The organism is Calothrix sp. FACHB-168 (genome assembly GCF_963889195.1).
Taxonomy (GTDB): domain Bacteria; phylum Cyanobacteriota; class Cyanobacteriia; order Cyanobacteriales; family Nostocaceae; genus Aulosira; species Aulosira anomala_A.
The window spans coordinates 1-26541 of record NZ_CAWPNJ010000020.1 but is presented as its reverse complement, the minus strand read 5'-3'; the positions used below and the strand labels follow the sequence as shown (position 1 = coordinate 26541).

Here is a 26541-nt window from a genome sequence, read left to right as displayed (position 1 = left end):
CAGGGATTGAAGTATTTTATAGGTTTGCAAAAAGGTGTCAGATTAGCTAGTTGAGGGAGTTGTTTGTTCTAAAGTTCCCGATCTGAAAGTTTGGCACAACCAGATATACTGGTATGCTGGTTTTGTTAAGTGTTGCGTCACTAACAAGACCAGCTTTTTGTCATGTTAGAATAAAATATTCCTCATAATTCCGACCGGATATCCGGGGATCACCTGGCCGAATAGGTGCTTTCAAATTTGCAGCTTCGGCGTCTACTGATGCCTTATTAAGAACAGTCTACAACTCTAATGGTTAAATCTCCTCCTTCCCCGATTGCTAGCCGTAAGCCTTCCAAAGTAGAAGGAATCAAGGAAAACAGTAATTTTTTGCGTGAACCTGTAGCCACTGAAGTACTTCAGGATACAACTCACTTTAGCGAAAATGCAGTGCAGTTGCTGAAGTTTCACGGGTCTTATCAACAAGATAACCGTGATAATCGCGTCAAGGGGCAGGAGAAAGATTACCAGTTTATGCTGCGGACAAAAAATCCGGGTGGTTTAGTACCGCCGCAGCTATATCTAGTTTTAGATAAGCTGTCTGATGAATATGGTAACCATACTTTGCGAGCCACTACCCGCCAAGGGTTTCAGTTACATGGGATTTTAAAGAAAAATCTCAAAACTGCGATCGCTTCTATCGTCAACAATCTCGGTTCTACCTTGGGTGCTTGTGGCGATGTTAACCGCAACGTCATGGCTCCCCCCGTACCTTTTAAAAATCGCCCAGAATATCAGTATGCTTGGGAATATGCCCAAAATATTGCTGATTTGTTGTCGCCCCAAACCGGTGCTTATTACGAAATTTGGCTAGATGGCGAAAAGGTAATTAGCGCGGAAGAAAGCCCAGAGGTAAAAGCAGCCAGACAAAGCGATACTAACGGGACATTAATCAATAATTCCGAAGAACCTATCTATGGTACTTACTATATGCCGCGCAAGTTTAAAGCTTGTGTAACAGTGCCAGGGGATAATTCTATTGATTTATATTCTCAAGACCTAACTTTGGTCGTTATTACCGATAAAAAAGGCAAATTAGAAGGTTTTAACGTATTTGCTGGTGGTGGTTTAGGGCGGACACATAACAAAGAAGAAACCTTCGCTAGACTAGCCGATCCGATTGGCTATGTCGCCAAAGCGGATGTTTACGACATCGTCAAAGCTATTGTCGCTACCCAGCGAGATTATGGCGATCGCACTGACCGCCGCCACGCTCGATTAAAATATTTACTGCACGATTGGGGTGTAGAGAAGTTCCGCGCCAAAGTTGAAGAATATTTTGGCAAAGCGATCGCTCCTTTCAAAGAATTGCCAGAATTTAAATATCATGACTTTTTGGGCTGGAACGAACAAGGCGATGGCAAGCTATTCTTAGGCATTTCCATTGATAACGGTCGGGTAAAAGATGAAGGTGCGTTTCAACTGAAAACCGCCTTAAGGGAAATTGTAGAGCAATTTAACTTACCTATCCGCCTCACAGCCCACCAAAACTTGATTTTCTACGAAATTGCACCAGCAGATAAAGCCGCAATTCAAGCAATTCTTGACCGTTGTGGCGTTATCTCCGACCCTAGTAAAATAGACCGCTTAGAAAGGTTAGCAATGGCTTGTCCAGCTTTACCTACCTGCGGTTTAGCCATCACCGAGTCGGAAAGAGCAATTCCCGGTATTTTAGACCGGATTAGCACAATTCTCGATAAAGTTGGTTTACAAAATGAGCAATTTGTGGTAAGGATGACAGGCTGTCCTAATGGCTGCGCTCGTCCTTACATGGCGGAACTAGCTTTTGTGGGAAGCGCCCCAGAAAGTTATCAAGTATGGTTAGGCGGTTCGCCTCATCAGACGCGGTTAGCCCAGCCTTACATGGAACGGCTACACCACAACGATTTAGAAACCCAACTAGAGCCGATTTTCGTTTACTTTAAGCAGGCGAAAAACGCCGAAGAAAGCTTTGGTGATTTTTGCGATCGCGTCGGTTTTGATGCTATCCGCGAGTTTGCAGCTAATTACACAGTACAATCCGTGGCAAATTCAGATATTACAGACGATAGCGACGGTTTAGTCGAAGCAATAGCCGATTCACGAACCGCAGACAGCGAAGGACAAGAAGTAGCAATTGAAAATACTACCATTGCTACTTATAAGACTCGCCGCCGTGTCAGCTTGCAACATGAGGTATACAATAAGCTCAAAGACGCTGCCAGCAGCCAAGGTAGACCAATGACCGAATTGGTACATGAGGCGCTAGAAGCTTATTTCCAGAATCTGGAGAAATAGGGGCTAGGGAAGAGAAATTTTCCGAGCAACTTAAGACCAATTCTCTGTACACTTGCACTTAATAATTACTTCTGTAGGACTTACGCACAAACTACGGAGGAATCGAACCGCGTTCGACGAAGTCGTTCCCGCAGGGTAGACACGAAGGACACGAAGAAATAAGAGTTTCAAAGGTATTTTGCGTAAGTCCTGTTCTGTTCTCTTGGCGTTCTTGGCGTTCTTGGCGGTTCATTCAATAAATATTAAGTGCATCATAGCGAATTAGTCTAAACAAATTAACTACTGATAAACGTCGATTATATAAAATATCGGCGTTTATTTTTATTTCTGGAAAAATTCTCTCTCATACCAAACTGCAATCTAAAACGTAACATTGAAACCCTCACAAGGGCGGGGAAACCCCGCCCCTACGGGGGTTCGTAAAAATTACGAATTACGAATTACGAATTACGAATTATAAACATGTCTCAACTGCAACGAATAGCGATCGCACCTTCTCAACTCCAACAAGGACAAATAGCACTCACCAAAGAGCAACAACACTATCTAACAAGGGTATTGCGCTTGCGTGAAGGCGATCGCTTTATTGCAATGGATGGTAAGGGTAAATGGTGGTTAACCCAGCTAGCAGGGGAACAAGGACAGGTTTTAGAACCTTTGGTAGTGGAAACTGAGTTACCTGTAGCCGTTACCCTACTGATAGCTTTACCTAAAGGTAATGGGTTTGATGAAGTAGTCCGGTGTTGTACGGAGTTAGGAGTTACAACTATTGCCCCGGTTTTGAGCGATCGCACTTTATTGCAACCCAGTCCGCAAAAACTCGAACGCTGGCGGCGGATTGCGGCGGAAGCTGCGGAACAGTCAGAGCGGGCGTTTGTACCGACAATTTTAGAACCTGTGGCTTTTAGCAGTAGTTTAAAATTAACAAGTAGCCACAAATATATCTGTGAAGCCCGTGGTAATTTTCCGCACCTTAATAATTGCTTATCGCAACAAATTGACAAAGAAATTATTATCGCCACAGGCCCGGAAGGTGGATGGACGCAGCTAGAAGTTGATAATGCGATCGCATCTGGATTTCAAGCAGTATCTTTAGGGCGGCGGATTTTGCGATCTGTCACAGCGCCAATAGTGGCTTTATCACTAGTTTCCGCAGCCTGTGAAGTATAAAGGATGTATATCTCACGCCAAGCCGCGACGAGACATTATTCCAGTGTGGGTGTAAACAAAGTGATGATTGAACAAGTTGCCGCAGCTTTTGAGCGTAAAGATTATCACACTGCTGCTAAATTACTCAAAACCTTGTTAGATGAATCACCCGATAATCCTTGGGTGCAATTTTATCTAGCAAGGCTGCATGAAGTATCAAAAAAGTATAAGAATGCAGAAAAAGTTTACCGAAACTTACTGCAAAGTACAACAAATACCAAAATTTTGACACTAGCGCGTCAAGGTTTGCAGCGATTGCAAGAAATTGAGCAAGAAGCTAGACAAAGAGCTATTATTGAGGCGACAACAGACCCTAGCAATACAGAATTAGGTGTGCTGGTATTAGAACCTCTCAATAATGAATTAAAAACTCAATTAGCGCCTAAATTTGCTCAGATATTCCAAATTGATAATTATACTGCAAGGCTAACTTTACCCAGTCGTGGCTGGAAGTTATATCGCACTGGACAAATCGGAGAACTGAAGTTTTACGGTACGCAATTACAACAAGCTGGTATTCCCTGCTTTTGGGCAAAAATAGCAGCGATTGGGCAAATTCGTGTATTTCAGGCGAATTATTTTTTTGAGGCTGGTGCGAATACTACTGTTGTTTGTCGCAACCCCGCAAATCAACTCGGTTCTTTAACCTTTAAATGGTCAGAAGTGAAAGCAAGGGTAGTCGGACTATTACCTATTTTTGAGCAAGTTGTGGATGTTGATGCCCGTTACCAAATAGAACGCAAAACTAAAACCCAAGACTATGCACAGTTTTGTGATTTACATCTACCTGGTAGGGGTTGTATTTTGCGACTGGCTGATAAAAGCTATGAATTTCAAAAAGGCTTAGAGATTGCACCTCAAGCTAGCCAAAATACTATGAGAATTAACTGGAATTTGTTACTAGAATGGCTTGACCAACAACTACCACAAATCAAGGTTTGGTCAGATTTTACACCTTTTGCGGAAACTATCTTAGACCATACAGAAATGCTGGGTAATATCCAGTCTCACATTCACCTGTTCCGTAGGGAGAAGACTAACTGGGACCCAGCATTTCATTTATATAGTGGACTCGTATTTTCTCATCTTAACCAGAATCGAGATGAGGATAATTAGCGAGCCAAGCAAATCAATTTATTTAGAAGTTTTAACTTGAAGTGCAAGATCCAAGTAAGAACTCATATTAGCTCCAGGACGGCGACGACCGTTAGTGCTACCAGATGTTGCAGCAACATACTTGGGTGCAAAGGTGGTTTCTTTGGGTTCTTCTTTAACTACTTTAGCAGCAGCCGCTTTTTCATTCTTACCTGGTTCAATTTTCAAACCTTGCGCAGTTTGAACTAGTTGTACATCAGCTGGTTTTGCTTCCTTGGCTGATTTTTTCTTCGCAGCAGCTTTTGTACCGTTTAGGGATTCTGCTTTTGGTGCTGCGGCTGTAACTGTTTCTGCTACCTTCTTAGTATTGTCTACTACTGTTTCTGCTGCTTTCTTGACTGTGTCTTTAGCTTCATCTAGTTCCAAGTAGTAGCCGTTGCTTTTCTTATTTTTTCCTGGTAAGAGTCCAGTCAGGAAACTGACAATGCCCGAAATCAACTTTTTGATAAAATCCATTACAATTGCTCCTGCCTTTATAATTGGGAATTTCTACCGTAATTATTAAAAATTACGACATTATTTTACATTTTTTTACTTTGCGTCATCTGAGCGATCGATGACAACCTATATAAGGTTTTTACTTAATCAACATTGTAGTAATAATACAGCGCAAGCGTTTTCGCCTGATTTGCGATCGCGCTCATAACCTGAATACAATGCATACACTAAGAATTAATTATTAAATTTTACGGTAACTGAGAGCAAGATTCTGATAGGTGGCTTAACAAAAATTAACAATTATTTATTTGTGTAATTATGAATTTCCACTAAGTACAGTTGTTGTCTTTTAACCAGTAAAGAGACTGTCATAGATAATTTTTCAGCAGCAATCAGGCTCGGTTAAATTTTGTACAGGAGAAATCAAGCACAAATATGGTAACGAACAATCAAAATCAGCAACGAAATCCCGTGTTGTTAGTACATGGTATTGATGATACGGGAGCAGTTTTCTACCGAATGGGCAAGTATTTAAAAGAACAAGGTTGGTCTGTATATGCTTTAGATTTAGTGCCGAATAACGGTGCTAAAGGTTTAGATGAGTTAGCAAAGCAGGTAAGGGATTATGTAGACAGAGAATTTTCACCAGAACAACCACTGGATGTAGTTGGTTTCAGTATGGGCGGAATTGTCAGTCGTTACTATATCCAGAGGTTGGCAGGAATTAAGCGCGTACAGAGGTTTATCACCATTTCTTCGCCCCATCAAGGTACTGTAATTGCTTATGGCTCAATGCGGCCTGGTTGCGTGCAAATGCGTCCTAAAAGTGCTTTTCTGCAAGATTTAAATTCTGATGTGGCGATGTTGCAGGAGATAAACTTTACATCAATCTGGACTCCCTATGATTTGATGATTGTCCCCGCTAAGAGTTCTCAATTACCCGTAGGTAACGAGGTAATATTGCCAGTGGCTTTACACCCTTGGATGCTGTCAGATTCCCGGTGTTTGGCAGTAGTAGCAGAGACATTAAGCCAGCCGATTAAGTCCTATCCCCAATTTGCGAATACTCAGCACCGCCAAAAATCGCCTCTGGGTGACGGTAATATTTAAATTCCATTATGTTATAAAACGGATCTTCTAAAAAGAAAGTGCGATGCTCTAAAGGCATACCCACAAAGCGGTTCTTCGGTTCTTCCCGAAAAGGTAGTTGGTGCTGTTGTGCCCTTTCTAGTAACTCTTGCCAATCTTGTTCGGCAGTAAACACTAGGCCAAAATGTCTGGGATAAATACCGCGCTGGGGTGTCAAAGGTTCCTTAGTGGTATGAGCTACTAACTGATGACCGTATAAATTAAGTATTAAAGCATGGGGATTTTCTCTTCCGGGAATACAGCCCAAACCATCTACATAATATGCTTTGGTTTGAGCAATGTTGCTGACTGGGAAAGCAAGATGAAATAAAGTTGCGCTCATAGTTTTCGCCTAGAACACTAGTACTGATTATTGCTATCTATCTTAAAGGAGCTAGGGGCTAGGGGCTAGGGAAGGGGACAAGGGAGACAAGGGAGACAAAGAATTTTAGATTTTAGATTTGCGATTTTGGATTCCAATCTAAAATTTAAAATCCAAAATCCAAAATTGTTTCAATGCCCAATGCCCCATGCCCCATGCCCAATATGAACTTTATCCGGAAAGACAAGAGAATATCTGTAATTGTTGGATTATGGGGTGGAGAGGATCAAGCAGTAAAGCGCGAATTTCGCTATTCTGTTGATCATCAGTCCACACTAAATGAGATGTATTACTGATGCTCTCTTTCTTTGATTCTGCAAATCCTTGGTTGGTGGGAGTCGGATTAAACGCAATACTTTTGGGTTTAGTTTGGATTGCTCCTAAAAAGCTGCTCACTCCTGCGGGAATCTTCCATGCTTGGGTTTTGGGTGTGATTATTTGGGGAACATTGGGTTGGGAAGGGTATCTGGTAGTCGGATTCTATTTTTTAGTGGGTTCTGGTGTGACGCGGATAGGTATAGCGCAAAAAGAAGCCGAAGGAATTGCGGAAAAGCGTTCTGGCGCAAGGGGCCCGGAAAATGTCTGGGGTTCGGCGTTGGTTGCGGCGCTTTGTGCTTTGGGAATTGGTGCTTTAAATGCTGGATTATTTGCTGCTGTTCCTCAGTCTGTAGTCCCTAGTCTCCAGTCTCTACTGGTTTTGGGCTATGTGGCGAGTTTTAGTACCAAACTTTCTGACACTTGTGCTAGTGAGGTGGGTAAGGCTTACGGTAAACGAACTTTTTTGATTACCACTATGCAACCTGTACCTCGCGGAACAGAAGGCGCTGTCAGTTTAGAGGGGACTTTAGCCGGGGTGGTGGCTTCAATTGCGATCGCAATTCTCGGTTGGGGAGTCGGCTTGATATCTTTGTTAGGCGTAGTTTGGTGTGCGATCGCAGCTTTGATTGCCACTAGCTTAGAAAGTGTCATTGGTGCTACCCTGCAATCTCGATATACCTGGCTCACTAATGAATTAGTGAATGTTCTCAATACATTCATCGGTGCGATCGCGGCTATGTTAATTGCCTACATCTGGGGCTTATTTATTGCTTAATTAATTAGGCGCACAATTTAAATCAATTTTTAAGGGTGTTATTTATCGTCAGTCTTTAGCCATTTTTTATGGTTACAGATAATTTGGCATTTTTATGTAAATGTCAAATAATTCTCTTGCATCTAGTTAAATTTCTAGAGATACAAATAACTTCAATATTTTAGGACTTACGCAGTGTCAGATATTTTTCATGCTTTTTGTCAATGGTCAATAGTCCATAGTCCAAAAACCTGAATTTTGACCATTGACTTTTGACTTTTGACCACCCTTGTGAGGGTTTTTGTGTTCGGTGCGTAAGTCCTATATTTTTCTCTAGCTAAAGACTGATTTAGGTATTTATGCCAACGCAAACTAATTTACTAATTTGTTTTATAGAGATTTTGGTATGCAATATAACCAATGAAATTAGATAATCTCTATATTATTACAGTTGAAATTCGATAAAACACTGATTATTTTTATTCGTAATAATTTTATGGAACCTTTATCATTTTTAACTGTAAACGAACAACCAATTTCTCTAGAACAAGCAGTAAAATATCTCCAAGCATCGGGTAAGTTGACTCAGTTTATTGGAGAAATTATTCGTCAGTACATAATTGACCAAGAAATCAACATCAGAGATGATATTGAGATCAGTTCTGCTTTAACAGAACAAGCAATTATTGATTTTCGCCTAAAAAATCAACTTACAGATCCGCAAAGTTTTCAAGAATGGTTAAAGAAAAATGGCACGGATTACCAAACATTTCATTCATCAATTGCTTTTAATTTCAAATTAGAAAAATTGAGAGCGCTAGTTACTGAGCCTAAACTACCAGAATATTTTATTGAACGTAAAATATATTTAGACAGGGTAGTAATTTCGAGAATATTTGTGGATAATCGCGAAATGAGCGAGGAATTACATACCCAAATTGAAGAAGGAGGTAGCTTTGAACAACTAGCCAAAGAATATTCATTAACAGAGGATCGCATTGTTAATGGCATGATGGGAGCGATTAGTCGCGGCACATTACCAGATATCGTCAGAGCCGCTATTGATGCAGCAAATCCCGGAGAATTGATCGGGCCTATAGAAATTGAAGGACGTTATGGTTTGTTTCGAGTAGAACAATTTTTGCCAGCCTCTTTAGAAGATACTCAACTAAAGCAAACACTACAAAATGAGTTGTTTGAAAAATGGCTAGCAGAAAAAATTCAAAAGCTGACAGTCAAGTTACAAGTGAAATAAAAACTCTGGATAATCACTCTCTAAAAATTAACGTGCTAGCTTCTGTACCGTGGAATCAACCGCCGCTATGCTGGCTAACTTCTGAACAACAATCCCGATTACAAAATCAATCAGAAATTCGTCGGTATCGCCTGGGAGAAAAAATTTGGTCAAACGCCATTGGAGGTTACCAGTTTTTTATTGTCACTGGTAAAGTTCGCTTGCGCGAAGAAGAAATTGGTAAGCCATTAGCAGCTTTACAACCAGGAGACTGGTTTGGTGATTTACAAAAATTATCTGTAGAATGTAAAGCTGTTGCTGCTAGTAAAGAAGTCATAGTAGTTTGCTGGGAAACTACACTTTGGGCGGAAGTTTTAACGCCAGAAATGGCGGGGTTTTTTGAAGCACAAGGGGCGCTCACTTCGACTTCGCTCAGTGAGCAGGGACAGGGGGGACAAGGGGGACAAGGAGGACAGGGAGGAATAGATAATTCCCTAGCCCCTAGCCCCCAGCCCCTAGCCCCTAACTCTCAGCCCCATGCCCCATGCCCCATGCCCCATGCCCCAAGTTATAACTATCCGTTTGTGGCGAGTGGGAATACAGCCGCAGCTTGTTTAACGATGGTGGCGCAGCATTTGGATAATGCTGTGAAGTTGGAATGGGTACAACGCCAACTGAGGGGACAACGCCCCAAAAATGTTGTGGAAGCAGGAGAAAAGTTAGGCTTATTGTTGCAGCGTTTGCAAATTGATTGGGGTGATTTGCGCTCGTTGTCATTTCCGGCTTTAATGCAGTGGTATGCTGACGGGCAAGAAAGTCCTACTTGGGTGGTAGTCTATGGGATGAAAGGCGATCGCTTAATTATCGCTAATCCTTTAAATAGCGATCGCACTTGTGAAAATCTCCCTCAATCTGTGGTAGAAGCCGCTTGGGATGGGAAAATTTGGACGGTTGAACTCATTTCCCAGCAAGAAAAATTTAACCTGAGTTGGTTTACTCCCGCAGTTTGGAAATATCGGCGATTATTAGGCGAGGTTTTGCTAGCTTCCTTGACATTGCAATTTTTGGGGTTATCTACACCGCTAATTACCCAAGTTGTGATTGATAAAGTCATGGTGCAAGAGAGTTTACCAACTCTCGATGTCATGGCGATCGCACTTTTATTAGTAGCGATATTTGAAGCTGTACTCGGCATACTGCGGTTATTTATCTTCACCCATACAGCCCGACGTTTAGATTTAAGTTTATCAGCGCAGTTATTTCGCCACTTAATGCGCTTACCCTTAGCTTATTTTGAATCGCGGCGCGTCGGGGATACAGTAGCCAGAGTCCAAGAACTCGAACAAATCCGCCAATTTCTGACAGGTACAGCCTTAACGGTGATATTGGATAGCGTCTTTGCTGTGGTGTATTTAGCATTGATGTTTTATTACAATATCCCCTTGACATTTGTGGCTTTAGCAGTATTGCCATTATTTGCCACATTAACCATCGTCGCGACACCAATTTTGCGGGGTTGGCTGAACGAAACCTTTAACCGCAGCGCCGATAGTCAATCCTTTTTAGTAGAGACAGTTACCGGCATACATTCAGTTAAAGCCCACGCCGCCGAACCAGCAGCGCGCGATCGCTGGGAAGGTTTATTTGCACGCTTTATTCGCACCAGTTTTAAAGCCTCAACTACCTCCAACATCAGCAGCAATTTAGGTGACTTTCTCACCAACCTTTCTACCTTATTAATTCTCTGGTTTGGGGCGAAATTAGTCATTGACCAAAAACTGACAATTGGTCAATTAATCGCTTTTCAAATGTTATCAGGAAGAGTCACCGGGCCGCTATTGCGCTTAGTACAGTTATGGCAGAATTTGCAACAAGTTCTTCTATCTGTAGATAGAATTGGTGATATTCTTAACGTTGCACCCGAAGCCGAATCTGGAACCGGATTAGTATTACCAACTCTCAACGGACAAATTGCTTTTGAGCAAGTATTTTTCCGTTATCAATCCAGTACAGAACCAGTATTAAGGGGCATTTCTTTTAACGTTGAACCAGGACAATTTGTCGGGATTGTCGGGCGCAGTGGTTCTGGTAAAAGTACCCTTTCAAAATTATTGCAACGCCTTTATCAAATTGAATCAGGACGCATTTTAATTGATGGTTTTGATATCAAAAGTGCCGATTTAGCTTCACTGCGGCAACAAATTGGTGTAGTTTTGCAAGAAGACTTTTTATTCAACGGTTCCATCTTAGAAAATATCACCCTTGGCAACCCCGATATTACCGCCGAACAAGTAGTAGAAGCAGCGAGACTAGCCGTAGCCCATGATTTTATCAGTCAATTACCCTACGGTTACGAAACCAACGTTGGCGAAAGAGGTACAGCTTTATCAGGGGGACAGAGACAACGGATAGCCTTAGCGCGGTTGTTCCTTTCCTCAGCACCGATTTTAATCCTAGATGAAGCCACCAGCGCCTTAGATAGCGAAACCGAACAACAAGTACTGCAAAACCTGCAAACAATTTCCGCCAACCGCACCGTGTTTCTCATCGCCCATCGATTCGCCCCCCTCAAACGTGCGGATTTAATTTTGGTGATGGAACAGGGAGTAATTGCCGAACGCGGTACCCATGTGCAATTGTTACAGCAAAAGGGCTTGTATTGGTCACTTTATCAACGCCAACAAGCGAATATTTAGCATCACCAGAATCGAATTGTTGGTAGTAGGGGCACGGCACCAGTAATATTATTGTCTGTACCAAAAGATTATGGATGCCGTGCCCCTACAGTTATAATGCTATGTTTGCTGCTATATCGCCTGAACAATTCCCCAGAGCGATCGCTTATTACTAATTTAAAAAACAATGGCACAAATGGTAGGGGCATGGCAGTGCCATGCCCTCTAAAATATATTGATGTGCCAATCAAAATTAAGAAATTATAGCTGTATAAAACTGAATTATCATGCCTTGTAACCTTCTGCCTTCATCAACTTTCTGCGGCACAATAGTTACAACAGCCCTGATTTAATTAAAGAAATGCCTTCTAAACAAACCGCTAGTAATAACACTATTAAAGGGTGTGACTGGCCGATTGAACAATTACCGGGATTGAGTCTAGAAGAACAATCTCAATTGCAAAGCTGGGGAATTACCACCACAGGATTATTAGTCAAGCAAGGGAAAACCCCAGAAGCAAAGTTAGCGTTAGCGAATAAATTACAAGTTCACCTGCAATATGTAAATAAATGGGTAGCTTTGGCTGATTTGGCGAGAATTCCCACGGTGGGAACGCAATATTGTGGTTTATTGTTACATGCGGGTATTGGTTCTGTAGCCCAATTAGCACAGGTTCCCGCACACCGATTACACCAACAAATTCTCCGCTTACAAGTAGCCACAATGCAACGGCGAGATTTGTGTCCTGCTATCGAGTTAGTACAGCAGTGGAGTTACCAAGCGCGACAAATTAGTTAAAAGGGCATTGGGCATTGGGCATTGGGCATTGGGCATTGGGCATTGGGCATTGGGCATTGGGAAAATAGAATTCTGAATTTTGAATTTTGAATTTTGAATTATTTGTCCTCCTTCCCTTCTCCTCATTTAGTCCCTTATTCTTTGGCGAGTACGCCGTTGAGAAAAATATCCGCGAGTCCTTCAGCCATTTGCTGCATTTCTTGGGGAGAGGCGTTTGGTTCCATGAGGGTATTGTTGGAAAAGCCGGCGATCGCAAACATTCCCAAGAATACCTTAGCCACTAATTTGGCATCGGTTTGGCGATAAATGCCTTTATCCATCGCCGTTTGAAAGAAAGCTTCAGCTACATCGGTCATTTTTTCAATCACATCCGATTGAATGCGATCGCGTAAATCTGGATGAAACTGCACTTCCATAAAGCAAACTTTCATTAAATCGACATTTTTGTGCAAATTCCACATCCGGCGGCGCATTACCTGGGCTACTGCTTTATAACTGCCCATTTCGCTTAATTCTGTCAGCAAATCTGTGAGAATATCTACCCAGCCACTAGTCGCCACCTCTACCAAAATTGCCTTTTTATTGGGAAAATGACGAAACAAAGTACCCTCGGCTACACCAGCGGCCTGTGCTAAGTCGCGGGTAGTGGTACCATCAAAACCTTGGGAGGCAAACAATTTTTGTGCCGCTTGTAAAATGCGGGTACGTGTCTGTGCCTCTGAGGGAGGAGAAGAATTAAAAACTCGCATAGTATTTATTGGGAGATATCCGGAACAAGACTTGTAGCATTATTGTCTAACAGCGAATCCAAAAAGCACAGAAAGCTTAATACAAGATTAACGCTCTGTCTCTCCCTTAACCTGCCTCTAAGGTATTAAACAATTCGTAGTTGTAATTCATAATTCGTAATCATGTTTCGTGACCAAGATTTAACCATCAATCAAGCTGAAGCTTTGCATTTATCTGACTTCTACCTCAGAAACATAAACACAAAACAAGTCGTTTATATAAATGAGCTATCAATCTCTATTGAATTACGAATTACGAATGAGTAATTACGAATTAATATGAAACTTTACTGAATTTTTCGCTTATGAATCAGCCCAATTGCGGGAGAGCAATTTTCAATTTTTCCCAAAGATTATCCGTAATGTTTTACCGGATGTTTGTGACTTTGCTAACTCTGGTATTTTTGTGGAGTAGTTTACTTCCAGAGGTGGCGCTAGCTCAAACTACAGCACCTCCAGCGCCAACTAGCAAAACTCCAACTTCGATTCAACCGTATCTAGATCGCGTCATTAAGCAGTTGACGGAGTTTCGCCTAGATAATGGTTTGAAGTTCATTGTTTTAGAACGTCATCAAGCGCCAGTTGTGTCTTTTTTAACTTACGCTGATGTTGGCGGTGTGGATGAGCCAGATGGAAAAACTGGTGTAGCTCACTTTCTAGAACATTTGGCTTTTAAAGGTACAAAGCGCATTGGTACAAAAGACTACAACGCCGAAAAACCCTTATTAGACCGACTCGAACAGTTAGATACGCAAATTAGAGCCGCCAAAGCAGCAGGTAAAACAGAGGAACTGGCGAAGCTACAAGCCGAGTTTAATCGGGTGGAGTTGCAAGCAACCAAACTCGGTAAGCAAAATGAAATGGGGCGAATTGTCGAACAAGCTGGAGGTGTGGGGTTAAATGCCAATACTTCTACGGAGGCGACTCGTTATTTTTATAGCTTCCCGGCGAATAAGTTGGAATTGTGGATGTCTTTAGAATCAGAGCGATTTCTCGAACCTGTACTCAGCCGAGATTTTTATAAAGAGAAAGAGGTGATTCTAGAAGAACGGCGTTTACGGGTAGAAAATTCCCCCATTGGCTTAATGATCGAAAAATTTATCGATGCAGCCTATAAAGTTCATCCCTACAGACGACCGGTGATTGGTTATGACCAGGATATCCGCAATTTGACACCGGATGATGTGCAAAAGTTTTTTGACAATTATTATGTACCGAGTAATTTAGCGATCGCAATTGTGGGTGATGTTAACCCCAATGAAGTCAAAAGACTAGCGCAAATCTACTTTGGACGTTTCCCCGCCAAAACAAAAACTGTTCAGCCAATCCCTACAGAACCCCCACAGGCGCAAACCAGAGAAGTAACTGTAGAATTACCTTCCCAACCTTGGTATTTAGAAGGTTATCATCGTCCAGCAGTTACCCATCCCGATAATGCTGTGTATGAAATTATTGCTGGTTTATTAAGCAATGGCAGAACATCACGGTTGTATAAATCTTTAGTAGAACAAAAGCGATTGGCTTTAGCAGCCCAAGGTTTTAGCGGTTTTCCTGGTGATAAATACCCAAACTTGATGTTATTTTATGCGCTGACAGCACCAGGGCATACAGTTGATGAATTAGCAGCAGGTTTACGCACAGAAATCGACAAATTGAAAACTGAACCTGTAACCGATGGGGAATTGCAGCGAGTGAAAACCCAAGCTAGAGCCGATTTGCTACGCACCCTCGATTCTAATATGGGTATGGCGCAGCAGTTGTTGGAATATGAGGTAAAAACTGGCTCTTGGCGGAATTTATTTAAGCAATTGGATGAAATTGCCGCAGTCACGGCTGCTGATGTGCAAAGAGTAGCAAAAGCATCGTTTACCGCCGAAAATCGCACCATTGGCAAGTTGTTGTCTAAACAGGGATGAGGAACCGCAAAGAACCGATGAAAAGAAATATCCACAGGTACCACAGTAAAAGGCAGATGTTATTCGGAATTCAAAATGGCAAGAAGTTGATTTATGCTTTGGTAATTGCTTTTGCCTTTGTACTTTTGACTTTTAACTTTTCTTTAGCGGCGACAGCAGCAGCCAAGCATTACACGGAGTTGCAGTTACCACCGTTACCTCAGATTAAGTTACCTAAATACGAGCGCTTTGTCTTGCGCAATGGCTTGGTAGTTTATTTAATGGAGGATCGCGAGTTACCATTGATAGGCGGTACGGCGTTGGTACGTACAGGAAGTCGCCTAGAACCCGCAGATAAAGTTGGCTTGGCTGACTTTACAGGTGAGGTAATGCGAACTGGGGGAACGAAAAAGCATTCCCCTGATGAACTTAACCAAATGTTGGAACAACGCGCCGCTTCGGTAGAAGCTGGAATTGGTGAAGCTTCTGGTAGTGTGAGTTTTGAAGCACTAACGGAAGATTTAGAGACAGTGTTTGGCTTATTTACTGAGGTGCTGAGGGAGCCAGTATTTGCCCAAGAAAAGTTAGATTTGGCGAAAAATCAGGAAAAAGGTAGTATTTCTCGCCGTAATGACGATCCTCATGCTATAGCAAGTCGGGAATTCCGCAAATTAATCTATGGGAAAGATAGCCCCTATGGGCGAACTACAGAGTATGCTTCCATAGAAAAGATTTCCCGTGAGGATTTGCTGACGTTTTATCAGCAATATTTCTACCCAAATAATATAATTTTAGGGATTGTGGGCGATTTTGACGCGAAGAAAATGCGATCGCTCATTCAAGCCAAGTTAGGCGATTGGAAACCTAACCCCAGACTCGCTAAACCCCGGTTACCACAAGTCACTCAAGCTAACACTGGCGGCGTGTTTATTGTCAATCAGCCGCAGTTAACCCAAAGTAATATTTTCATTGGGCATTTAGGCGGAAGGTTAGACAATCCTGACTATGCAGCCTTAGATGTAGTTAATGGCGTATTGAATGGATTTGGCGGACGATTATTTAATGAAGTGCGATCGCGCCAAGGTCTAGCTTATTCAGTATACGGTCAATGGAGTCCCCGTTACGATTATCCCGGACTTTTCATTGCTGGGGGACAAACGCGATCGCAAACTACTGTTCAGTTCGTCAAAGCCTTACAAGCAGAAATTAAGCGCCTGCAAACTCAAAGAGTCACGCCACAAGAACTAGCTTACGCCAAAGAATCTACCCTCAATTCCTTTGTTTTCAACTTTGAAAACCCCAACCAAACCATCTCACGCTTAATGCGGTACGAATATTATGGCTATCCATCTGATTTTATCTTTCGCTATCAAAAAGCCGTAGCCGCCACCACAGCCGCCGATGTGCAACGGGTAGCCAAGGAATATCTTAAACCAGACAATTTGGTAACTTTGGTAGTAGGAAATCAAAAAGAAATTCAACCACCTTTAACTCAGTTATCCGCACAAGTTACACCCATAGATGTAACTATACCCCCTGCACAACCACAAGCCAAAAATTAAGCTTTTAATAGCAATTCCCAATTCGTAATCTAAGCAAATATATCCTGTAGGGGTTTAGCAATGCTCATAAGTGTCAACTTAAGCTAAAAGCTATATAGGGTACAAAAACCCTCGCCCTCATCCCCTAACCCCTTCTCCCAAGGGAGAAGGGGAATTTAATGAATAAAAGGCTCCCCTCTCCCAGAGGGAGAGGGGCTGGGGGTGAGGGCAAAACCTTGCCACCAAGCGGGTTTCACGTTAAGTTGACACCAATGAGCAATGCTAAACCCTTTATTATATAAAATATAAATATAGCCGTAGGTAGATAGATTAGGACATCAAGCTAAGATAAAATCATACCAATAAAAGCTTTTCAAGTCTGTCAACAGTCAACAGTCAACGGTCAACAGCTATATCTTTCTATCTACTATTCTCAAGAATTAAACATATATTCCATCTCTTGATTTAACCAATTATTAAACATATCATTGAGAATTTCTTGATAACGTTCTGGGGTTAATGTCGCCGGAATAAACTCATCAACCCAAAAAAGATGATAACCTTGCTCGCTTTTTAAAGGGCCAATCAATTCTTCAGTCGAAGCACTAAATAAAGCCGCCGCAATATCTGGCTCCAGCGCAAACCGATAAATATTACCTTCATAACCACAATGCTTGCGGCGTTGTATATCTATATCATAAATATGCGCCGCATCATAAAAAGTAATTTCCGCTTCCGCAATTTGATAGTAAATTTCTTGAGCGAGTTTTTCTGATTCTACAATGATTTGGTAGAGGCTAACTTGCTCAAATTCAAGCTGATTTTCAATAAAAAATAACTCGACATCTTGGGCAAATAATGCTTCGGCTAACTTCTTTGATAATAAGCGATCGCGAATTCCTATTTCCCAATCCTCAGCAGAAACTAACTGATCTGCTAACCATGTTAACGTATCTGAAGCTTTTTCTAAATGCTTCTCCCGGCGCTGACGATTGGCTTCCGCTTCAATCTCTGCTGGTGTAACATTTATCCCCCTTTCTTGGGCTATATCATTTATTAATCTTTGAAACCAAACTTTTTGACAAACATCTTTAAAATTCATTTCGCTTTTAAGGAGATTAACAATTTCCTCTGGTTCAACAATTGATTTAGAGAGGTTTATCATAATACTTAATAATTACCAACAACTAAGAAAATTTTTTAAAATTATTTATGTATATGAATTGATAAATTTTACCTTATACTTTATGTAAAACATTTCTGAATCATACTTAATCTATAATAAGCAGTAATTTTCATATACTTTTTACTTTTGTTTTATGCTAACTATTGAGAAATCACGGTTACTATTTCTATTCACAAGCGATCAACTGATAATTTTTATGCTCTAGATGCACCCTTTTCTTATGAAAGTTGGCAAATAATTATCTATACATCTATCTTTAGTAGTAAAAAGTAAAATTTTAACCTTTCGTTAAATAAACATTAACAACAGATTAAATAATTTGGTAATTGCCCCAAACTATTTTACAAAAAGTAAATCGCCTAAAATCCTTACCATTGACTCTTGTACAGACGCGATGAATCGCGTCTCTAACAAAATCGCGTCTCTAACAAATGACAAATAAAAAACTGGAAGCCATGCAAATTATGAGCTTCCAGTATTAATAATATAAATTGCTAATTTCTTAAACAGCTGTAATCCTGTTTGGGAGAACGAGGATTATGTAACTTTCTTGATAGTAGTCTCAGAGCTATAAGTTTCACCAACATTGACGAGAATTTAACTGTCACTGTTTCAAATTTCCACTCCTGCTAAAAGTGCTAAATATGATTTGTGGAAATAAAACCATACTAACCACAGTCAAGGAAGTTTTATCAGCATCGCTCCCACCATCTGTAAACTAGGTGAGAGCAATTCAAAGTTGAGAATGGGAGAATTCACAACTTTTACTGTTTATAGTTCAAGCTTCCTGGGAAAAAGAACCACCACCAGCAACAGTCGAAGTTTTAGTCTTGATGTTGGATTTATTTACTCTCAAAGACATGGAATATATTTCACGAGCGGAACTCATCATTGACTTTGTTCCCATGCATGAAATTAGCTGGTTAATTAGCTATGTTTCAGTTGGCATTTATAAATTTATAAAATTTTCTCGCCTAATTAGTGCCAAGTTGGCAGATTTCATTATAAAAAATGGTCTTTTTTTAAGAAACTTTACCTATATACAACTTTGAGTAATATTTGCTTACTATTTTTTTAATTTCTGTTGAGTTTTCTATGATTAAAATAATATATACAGTTTAATTTTTAGGCTAAATACGCTATAATGAGGAACACAATATCACCTCAAGTTAATATCAATATTTCTAGAGAGCAAAAAGCAGTCCCCCTACTTTAGGGGGAAGCTAAAGTTCAACAGTTTAAATTTTGGTATCACAAAGCAAATCTATCCGCTAGATTTCTACAAGCCTTAGATTTAAGGCCAAACATAATTATAAACCTGCCGTGCTATAAATTCTCAATCTGCATGGCAAATAGGCAGCTATTTAATTAACTGCAAATCTCCAGATATTGAATTCAGAAATGGGTGAATAAAACTTGCAGAGATTAAAAGCAGAATCTATGACAGCACGGCGTCAATCAACTATCCATTGTCAATATTCTCACCCCTAGCGAAAAGGTAATTAAGAATTACGCATTTCGCAAAGCGCTAGTAGAGAAATTTCTCGCTGGAATTTTGATTTGATTGCTGCTATTGAATCTACTTTGCTAACCACTTTTCTTGGGGAGTACGCATTTCTGTTTTTTGTTTGCTCACAACTTCTAGATAAGCTAAGTCCTTCATTTTGGCTAAACAGCCAGGAGATACGTTCTTCTCAGAGCGTTTATCTGGAGATTGTTGATTTAAGTTTAGATTGGTGTTTTGCTGCTGCTTTGAGCGATTCAGCAGCGAGTTTTCTTTAAGTAAGCGATTGTAGGTACGGTAAGGAATGTAATGTAAAGGATTGTAGCCTGCAAACCGTAGCATTAAAACACAAGCCCAGGAATACTTTCCAGCTAAAATTGCTTCTACTACTTGGTCAAATTGTTCGGGAGGAATCGAGTCTTTTAATTTGCTAATGCTAGGAATATCGTGGTTCATAGTGTTATTTGTCGGGGATAAATTTATCCGATTAATGTTCTGCAATTGGGTTGATTTAAATTGAAATCAGCAAACAGCTTGACACTGCTTGCATTTGCTGAATTAGTTGCAGCAATATTTTGGTAATGCACTATGAGTAAATCTTGCCTGGTGCCAACAAAAACAAAAGTTTTGCGCAACTTTTAAAATTTATCTTCAATAAAGTTGCTTGCTTGATACCAGTAGTTTTCTAATACAGTTACAGTTGGAGTTGCTATAGCAACACTACTGCAATTAATTGATAATGTAGATACTTTTTGCGGAGTAAGATATTTCTGCGGATGAAAATCATAACGCTTCATCCCCAAATTTTCTCCTTGGTTGGAGGTTTCGACTGCATTTAACCTGATGATTCTTTCCATGAGCTGACCTTTGTTCAAAAACTTGAATATTGTCAATCAAGCTGAATGTGATGCTTTAGCGTAACTCTTCAGATAGTCTCCCAAGTTCCACAGTTGTGACTAAGTGGTACTAGCACTGATAGAACAAGCTGCTTTTGCTTTGCAGTTAATCTTGAGGTAAAAATTTACCGGTTGCGATTTTAGATGACTGACTCAAAAAAGTATCCCGATAGCTCTTGGTAGATGCAGTTTCGTCCTCTAGAAATTTTCTTACTCCTAATCTAATTACTGTTCCCTGATAAAAATATTGTATATTTAGTGACTATGAAATTAGGAGATAATTAGTAAAACTCCTGAAGGATTAGGTTAGTCAAGAAAAATTTTGTATCCTTGACCTTAAAGAACAACATTTTTATTTATACTACATTTTTGCCGTTAATGTCATCTACCAAAATAGTACATTTATCAGCTAAATTTAGTGGTTTCATAGTGATTTCTACTTGTGTATTGTGCAACTAGACATTTTGTTACTTATTTTCTAGATAGTGATGGGTGTTACCCCTCATTTGCTCCGCATGAAAACGTTTATTTACTTCATACTACTGAAAGATTTTACCATTGACTTTGTTGTTTAACAGCAGAAAAAATCAGCAGTATAGATATTATTAAAAAATTCTTAAGCCCCTTAAGCTTATTAAAAATGATTCTTAGGAAATCTGGATAATATCTGCCAAATGACTTGCTGTAAGCTCTTATATAGCAGGACTTACAGCTTTTAAATCTTAAGGCGATATTATCGAGCGATCGCTAACATGATGCGATTAGCATTATTAAATTAAAGATAAAAAATTTTTCAAAATACTGGGTTTATGATATGATAGATAAACCATCATCACCAGAGCCGAAAATTCTCTGGCAAATCAGCCACCTCTACAATAGTTGTAAATAGCAAAAGTAGCTGATTTAGCACCAAGATTAAATTCTTAATTGGCAAAAATTCCAGCTTTTATCTCTAGTAGTTTCAGTGTTAATTGCAAAAAGCTAAGTTACTGTTATTTTGGTTACAAACTTTTTTTGTTAATTGAGATACATAGCAAATTTGAGGTTGTAAAAATTTTAATTAAGTGCTGATGTTGCTATCAGCTTTGACAATCGGAGCTTTTTCCACAATGACACATCGGGAGAAAGCAGCCAAAATCCTGGAAGTCAGAAATTTAGCTGGATGTAAGGTGAATCAATCAGCTAGAGCGATCGCATCTGCTAACCTGATAACAGCACCTATAGCTGAGATATTCTCCATTCCCCTGAATTTTGAATAATGCAGAACAGTGCATACCTAAAGGTTAGGGTTATGGGTAAGCATTGTATGTTTAATACAGCAACTAATATCAGTACAAAAAATCGCCCATTCTTTCACTGTTGATTGTTGCTCACTCCAACAGCCTCAGCAAAACGCAATTATTTGTGTCGTTTATCACCAATTGCTTAGTTATCATTTTCCAGTGGCTGTTTGTAAGTAAAAGTTTAGAAAAAAAAATTACTAGTAGGTACCATGTATCTTTTGCGTAAGTTTTTCATGAATTACTGATACATTCTCTTTCAAGGTTAATTAAATTCATCAGTAGAAATTTTTAACTTCATCAAAATTTTACTGACTCTTTAAGAATTTCATATTGATTTTATGACGTTTTCCTGCATTTAAAGCCGTTTAACATAAATTGTTAAAAATTTATCTTATTTCATAACTAGAAATTTTTTATTCCGATATTTTGCGCTTATAGTATTGATTTTGACCCATAACCACTCAAGCTATTTTCTTTATCAAAGTAAAAAATGTTAGTAGTGAACATAAAATTTGTGCAGTTTAGTAACCTGAAGGATTAGAGCTAGCGATACCGGAAGATGATGACAGCATAGCTTTTCCAGCTTTAATAGTTGACATCTTGCCTGGTATTACTTATATTTTCTGTTGAATTTTGAAACACCCGGAAAATCACATTACAGATATAAATACACAGTGATTCAGCTACAAGTAAAGTAGGCTGCAAAACGCAAATCATAAAACTTATATATTTTTTTTTATGTATCTTTAGTTGCAAATTTCAAAATACTTAAGTAGAGAAGAAGGGGGGCTAGGGGCTAGGGGCTAGAGGGGGAAAAAGAAGCAAAAATTAATTTTCAATGCCCAATGCCCAATGCCCAATGCCCAATGCCCAATGCCCAATGCCCAATGCCCTAATAAACTAAATAAATTGCCCAGATAGCCATTGCTCTAAGATAAGTGCTGGCGCGGAAGGTACCGGATGCGGTGATGGCTTCGGGTGTACGGAACTGTAAACCGTTGTCGTAAATTTGCTGAACTACGGCTTGTGTTAAGCGCAATGCTTCATCCTTCATTCCCATCTGGACGAGAAAAGCTGCTATTCCAAAGTTAATACCTGTCCAAACTTCTAGGGGGTGTGTGGCTTTGGGGTTCTCTGGCGAACCGTCGGGAAGAACGCCGTTTGCTGCACCGAATTGACCATTTTGGAATTTGAGGAAGCAAGCATCATATACTGTTTGCAGGGCAGATAAAGCGCGATCGCTCGCTACAATATCTGGTAATCCCAGTAACCTGGCGTAAAATTGTCCGCATAGTTGATCCGCCATGACGACATCAGAACCACTCTCGCTATCTAGGCGGTAATATTTACCATTCCAGAGTTTGGCTTCGTAGATTAGGCGAGATTGTTGCAACCAAGTTTGATATGTGGATTTTTGCACCGCCACAAGGTCGCCAAGGTTGTTATTCAGTAAAATATCACTAATTGCGATCGCAGCTTCTAACGCCGCTATCCACAAACCGCCGCAATATGCGCTGACGCCTTGTAACCGCCAATCATCAAAGGTTTGATCCGGCGCACCAGAATTTTCGGGAATCCCATCACCATCTTTATCAAAAGTCTTGAGGTAGTCGAGAGTTTGCACAATTGCATCCCAACAGTCAGCAAGGAACTGCACATCATCAGCGCCGGTGAGCAGAAAATCTCGGTATACTTGCAAAACAAAATCGCTGCCTAAATCTTTCCATAAATTGCAGTCTTGGTAGCAGGTGTAGTTGGTTTGCTCCCAGACATGCTCATTCGGTGCGCCTAAATCGTGGGGTGTTGCTCCGGCAATTTTGCGCGGTGCGGTTGTAGTGTCTGCGCCAATTGTATAGTAATAACCAATGATGCGTTGATTGTCGTCGCTTTGGGGAATCGCTCGTGCAAAAGCGCGAATAACTGACTTTTCCAGTTCGGGGAATAACATCAGCAGGGCGAAAGAACCATACAATCGTACATCTAAACTTTCATACCAGCGATAATCTAAGCATTCTAGTACGGCAAATTGACCGATGGGATCGAGTTCTGAGGCTGCACTCCAGAGTGTACCACCACTGGTAAGGTCATATAGCTCGTTAAATAAAGCCATTTTCAACCAAGCTGGTAAATCTTCCCGTTCCAGGATGGGTTGCTGCCAACTTTGAATCTGCGATCGCCAATTTTGATATTCTGTTAAAGCAGTAGATGCGATCGCCCAAGCATTTTTACCACTACGATTAAAGAAATCTGTATATCTGCGGTAATAGTTAATTCCGGCTGCAAATTCTGTTACCGGGAAATCCCAAGCTAAGACAAAGGGAATTTCTAAAGATTCCCCTGGTTGCAGAGTAAAACGAATTGCGATCGCAGTTCCTACTTGTGTATTATCTGTTGCAGAGGTTTCATCAACATAATTAGGCAAAGAACCATCACCAGCAAAGCTTTGCCACAACTCCTCACCCCTACCCACCGGATTCCAGCGCGTATGATAAAACACTTCTACCTGGGGATGCTTCAAGGTAGCGATACACCAGCTACCATCACCCTCTTGCAAGGGTTGATTCTCGGTAACTTGGGATAAAAAACAACCAATGTATTCCTGATTTTCGACTAATTGGTTGTAATTACCTTGACTTTCCCCCAAACGCGGCTGATATTCATATACTGGACTTCCATCATCGCGAATTTTCACCTTGGGCGACTTCAAAGCATTAGTAAACCAGCCCACCATATTTTGCCAGGTGAGCATAATACTCAAAGTAATCGGTGCATTTGTCGGATTATGGGCGTTCCAGAGAAATATTGCCACCGGATAACTAGTTTCTTTATAGTTATTTGCCCAAATCGGCGAAAATTGCTCGCAAGTTAACTGCGCTTGGAGGACATTTTCGTAGACAAACCAACTCCGGGGATACAAAGCATGATAAGTACCTGTGTGAGAAGTTCCGCCAGTTTCTTGGCTAGCTGGATACCATCGCCAAGCACCGAGACTACCATCTTCCGGTGCGGCGGTAGATAAAGCGTAAGCTTGGGAAGATGAGCCAGAAGACTCAAACACGCTGAATTGACAGGCGGGGATATTCTTAAAAGTATGCTCTCCCCCGTCAATATGCCATAAATTAAAGTCTCCGCGAGAAGAACGCCCAATACAACCAGCACCAAAGCCACCTAAAGGCATACCATGCCAAGGGCCATCATCAATATTGCTAGCATAACGGACAGTGTAGGGCTTGTCCCAACCAAGACCAAGGGGACGATTCCAAGTGTAAGAGGGAATTACGGAAGAGAGCGGATTTATCATCGCCTGATTATACAGCGTGCGGTTACGCTAATGAAGACTAGCGCGATGTGTGATTTTTCTCAAGTGATGAAGGAAGGCAGAAGGCAGAGGGCAGCACTTCGACAGGCTCAGTGACCGGGCAGAAAGGATGTATTTTCTGGATGATTGGTTAAAATGTTAATGCGATTGTCGGCAGTTAAAGGTTTTATTAGGTTTAATCGTTTTTGGTTTTAAACTATTATCTCTAGCTTGCTGACAAAAACTACAACATATTCTGCCTTTTTCCATCATCTCATTGTAATTTAAATGGTATATGTGGGCACTCTAAATTTAAGTAAAATTTAGGAGGATAATTTTCATGTCCACAGCCCCAATTAGCGCAACACTGGCACAAAAACAGAGAGATGAAGTATTGCAAGCCATCGCCACTATTAAAGAAAAGCTACCATTTTTAATTGATTTAACAAACGAAGAGCGTAAAGCATTACCGAAGATGGGAGATAAAAGCCGCGCTTTTGTTAGTAAAGCATTGGAGGTAGCTAGCCAGAATCCAGAGTTTTTACCGCGATCGTTTGACCTGGAAGAAATGCGCAAAGACATACAATTATTTGAGGCGTTATATCCTGTACTGCTGTCACTATCCCAATTACAAGAATTAGTCGATGATACATCTCTAGCAGTGGGTAGCGAAGCCTATGCAGCCGCCTTACAAGTGTACAACTACGCCAAAGCTAGCGGACAAGGCGGTGGTTTAGAGACAGTAGTGGAGGAAATGGGGCAAAGATTCGCCCGTAAATCTCGCAAAGCCAAGCTAGAAACAGCAACCGCGTAGAAAATCACGCGAAAGTTGCACTTGAGAACTCGGAATTTCGAGTAAATTACTCGGCGTTTCGAGTTCCGATGATAAATGATAGTGTAAAAAGAGCGATCGCTTATGCTTTTTACTCGGAACTTCGTGCTTTGAGGTGCAACAGCCGAGTTCCGATGATGAATGATGGTGTAAAAAGAGCGAATATTGCCCTTCCAATCATCTCCCGATCAACACAAAACATCAAACCCCCACAAATATATTACGTAGGGGCTAGGCAATGCCTCGCCCCCCAGTAAATATGCATCACAGCCAACAATTTAGATATAATCATCCCCAGATAAATCAGCATATTTGATATTTAAAATATCCGATACCCAACAATATTGTGATTCGTTGAGTTGCCAAATTGGTTGGGGGGCATGGCATTGCCATGCCCCTACGGTTTCAAATCAAAATTAGGACAAAATATGCAATAAATACAATATCCATAATCCATCGCCACCATCCATAAATTCGTAGGGGCTAGGCAACGCCTCGCCCCCCAGTAAATATGCATCACAGCCAACAATTTAGATATAATCATCCCCAGATAAATCACTATGTTTGATATTTAAAATACCCGATACCCAACAATATTGTGATTCGTTGAGTTGCCATATTGGTTGGGGGGCATGGCATTGCCATGCCCCTACATAATTAAATCAAAATTAGGACAAAATATGCAATAAATACAATATCCATAATCCATCGCCACCATCCATAAACTCGTAGGGGCTAGGCAACGCCTCGCCCCCCAGTAAATATGCATCACAGCCAACAATCTAGATATAATCATCCCCAAATCAATCACCATGTTTGATATTTAAAATACCCGATACCCAACAATATTGTGATTCGTTGAGTTGCCATATTGGTTGGGGGGCATGGCATTGCCATGCCCCTACATAATTAA

Annotated in this window: 19 protein-coding genes and 1 pseudogene; 13 read left to right on the top strand and 7 right to left on the bottom strand. The window is 40.7% G+C overall.

The window, feature by feature from the left end; translation table 11 throughout:
• The first annotated feature begins 288 nt into the window (after positions 1-288).
• The 3 genes from sir (at position 289) to AACW45_RS12725 (ending at position 4638) form a co-directional block, all read left to right on the top strand.
• Positions 289-2313: a sulfite reductase, ferredoxin dependent gene (gene sir / locus AACW45_RS12735; RefSeq protein ID WP_190632996.1), complete on the top strand. Its 2025-nt coding sequence runs from the start codon at positions 289-291 to the stop codon at positions 2311-2313.
• Between the two features lie 462 nt (positions 2314-2775).
• Positions 2776-3483: a 16S rRNA (uracil(1498)-N(3))-methyltransferase gene (locus AACW45_RS12730; RefSeq protein ID WP_190632995.1), complete on the top strand. Its 708-nt coding sequence runs from the start codon at positions 2776-2778 to the stop codon at positions 3481-3483.
• A gap of 63 nt (positions 3484-3546) precedes the next feature.
• Positions 3547-4638, top strand: coding sequence for a tetratricopeptide repeat protein (locus tag AACW45_RS12725; RefSeq protein ID WP_190633088.1), 1092 nt, complete (start codon positions 3547-3549; stop codon positions 4636-4638).
• Between the two features lie 18 nt (positions 4639-4656).
• Here AACW45_RS12725 and AACW45_RS12720 read toward each other — a convergent pair whose 3' ends face one another.
• A complete protein-coding gene (locus AACW45_RS12720; protein ID WP_190632994.1) occupies positions 4657-5133 on the bottom strand; it encodes a hypothetical protein in 477 nt (158 codons plus the stop codon).
• 417 nt (positions 5134-5550) lie between these two features.
• Here AACW45_RS12720 and AACW45_RS12715 point away from each other — a divergent pair, with 417 nt between their 5' ends.
• Positions 5551-6225 carry an esterase/lipase family protein gene (locus AACW45_RS12715; RefSeq protein WP_190632993.1) on the top strand — a complete coding sequence of 225 codons (675 nt, stop codon included), beginning with the start codon at positions 5551-5553 and terminating at the stop codon, positions 6223-6225.
• Here the strand turns inward: AACW45_RS12715 and AACW45_RS12710 are convergent.
• Positions 6155-6586: a VOC family protein gene (locus tag AACW45_RS12710; RefSeq protein ID WP_096645314.1), complete on the bottom strand. Its 432-nt coding sequence runs from the start codon at positions 6584-6586 to the stop codon at positions 6155-6157. The genes AACW45_RS12715 and AACW45_RS12710 overlap by 71 nt on opposite strands.
• A 194-nt stretch (positions 6587-6780) precedes the next feature.
• Here AACW45_RS12710 and AACW45_RS12705 point away from each other — a divergent pair, with 194 nt between their 5' ends.
• The 5 genes from AACW45_RS12705 to AACW45_RS12685 all read left to right on the top strand — a co-directional run bounded on the left by AACW45_RS12705 (position 6781) and on the right by AACW45_RS12685 (position 12405).
• Positions 6781-6921, top strand: a complete 141-nt coding sequence (locus AACW45_RS12705) for a hypothetical protein (protein WP_190632992.1) — start codon at positions 6781-6783, stop codon at positions 6919-6921.
• Positions 6921-7718 carry a TIGR00297 family protein gene (locus AACW45_RS12700; RefSeq protein ID WP_190632991.1) on the top strand — a complete coding sequence of 266 codons (798 nt, stop codon included), beginning with the start codon at positions 6921-6923 and terminating at the stop codon, positions 7716-7718. The genes AACW45_RS12705 and AACW45_RS12700 overlap by 1 nt, the downstream gene beginning before the upstream one ends.
• A 475-nt stretch (positions 7719-8193) precedes the next feature.
• Positions 8194-8952, top strand: coding sequence for a peptidylprolyl isomerase (locus AACW45_RS12695; protein ID WP_190632990.1), 759 nt, complete (start codon positions 8194-8196; stop codon positions 8950-8952).
• On the top strand, positions 8901-11627 hold the full coding sequence (locus AACW45_RS12690; protein ID WP_190632989.1) for a type I secretion system permease/ATPase: 2727 nt from the start codon (positions 8901-8903) through the stop codon (positions 11625-11627). The genes AACW45_RS12695 and AACW45_RS12690 overlap by 52 nt, the downstream gene beginning before the upstream one ends.
• A gap of 340 nt (positions 11628-11967) precedes the next feature.
• Positions 11968-12405 carry a DUF4332 domain-containing protein gene (locus AACW45_RS12685; RefSeq protein WP_190632988.1) on the top strand — a complete coding sequence of 146 codons (438 nt, stop codon included), beginning with the start codon at positions 11968-11970 and terminating at the stop codon, positions 12403-12405.
• 134 nt (positions 12406-12539) lie between these two features.
• On the opposite strand, the gene AACW45_RS12680 is transcribed toward AACW45_RS12685, so the two are convergent.
• Entirely contained in the window at positions 12540-13154 is a 615-nt protein-coding gene (locus AACW45_RS12680; protein WP_096645359.1) for a TetR/AcrR family transcriptional regulator, read from the bottom strand.
• A 401-nt stretch (positions 13155-13555) separates the two neighbouring features.
• Between AACW45_RS12680 and AACW45_RS12675 the strand changes: the two genes are divergently transcribed.
• Together AACW45_RS12675 and AACW45_RS12670 are read left to right on the top strand one after the other, a co-directional pair.
• Complete coding sequence (locus AACW45_RS12675; RefSeq protein WP_242045476.1) at positions 13556-15109, top strand: M16 family metallopeptidase; 1554 nt, start codon at positions 13556-13558, stop codon at positions 15107-15109.
• Positions 15110-15165: 56 nt separating this feature from the next.
• Positions 15166-16650 carry a M16 family metallopeptidase gene (locus AACW45_RS12670; protein WP_190632986.1) on the top strand — a complete coding sequence of 495 codons (1485 nt, stop codon included), beginning with the start codon at positions 15166-15168 and terminating at the stop codon, positions 16648-16650.
• Positions 16651-17062: 412 nt separating this feature from the next.
• On the opposite strand, the gene AACW45_RS12665 is transcribed toward AACW45_RS12670, so the two are convergent.
• The 3 genes and pseudogenes from AACW45_RS12665 to AACW45_RS12655 all read right to left on the bottom strand — a co-directional run bounded on the left by AACW45_RS12665 (position 17063) and on the right by AACW45_RS12655 (position 20176).
• Positions 17063-17794 carry a peptidylprolyl isomerase gene (locus AACW45_RS12665; protein ID WP_190632985.1) on the bottom strand — a complete coding sequence of 244 codons (732 nt, stop codon included), beginning with the start codon at positions 17792-17794 and terminating at the stop codon, positions 17063-17065.
• Between the two features lie 1609 nt (positions 17795-19403).
• A pseudogene (locus tag AACW45_RS12660) lies at positions 19404-19775 on the bottom strand (HetP family heterocyst commitment protein); the annotation flags it as partial.
• A 182-nt stretch (positions 19776-19957) separates the two neighbouring features.
• The gene (locus AACW45_RS12655) at positions 19958-20176 is read right to left on the bottom strand and encodes a hypothetical protein (protein ID WP_190632983.1); all 219 of its coding nucleotides are present in this window, start codon (positions 20174-20176) and stop codon (positions 19958-19960) included.
• Positions 20177-21324: 1148 nt separating this feature from the next.
• On the opposite strand from AACW45_RS12655, the gene AACW45_RS12650 reads away from it, so the two are divergent.
• Positions 21325-21474 (top strand): hypothetical protein, encoded by a 150-nt coding sequence (locus tag AACW45_RS12650; RefSeq protein ID WP_190550414.1) that lies wholly within the window; start codon positions 21325-21327, stop codon positions 21472-21474.
• A 916-nt stretch (positions 21475-22390) separates the two neighbouring features.
• Here AACW45_RS12650 and AACW45_RS12645 read toward each other — a convergent pair.
• A complete protein-coding gene (locus AACW45_RS12645; protein WP_190632982.1) occupies positions 22391-24799 on the bottom strand; it encodes a GH116 family glycosyl hydrolase in 2409 nt (802 codons plus the stop codon).
• A 337-nt stretch (positions 24800-25136) separates the two neighbouring features.
• On the opposite strand from AACW45_RS12645, the gene AACW45_RS12640 reads away from it, so the two are divergent.
• The gene (locus tag AACW45_RS12640) at positions 25137-25610 is read left to right on the top strand and encodes a hypothetical protein (RefSeq protein WP_190632981.1); all 474 of its coding nucleotides are present in this window, start codon (positions 25137-25139) and stop codon (positions 25608-25610) included.
• Positions 25611-26541: the final 931 nt, after the last annotated feature.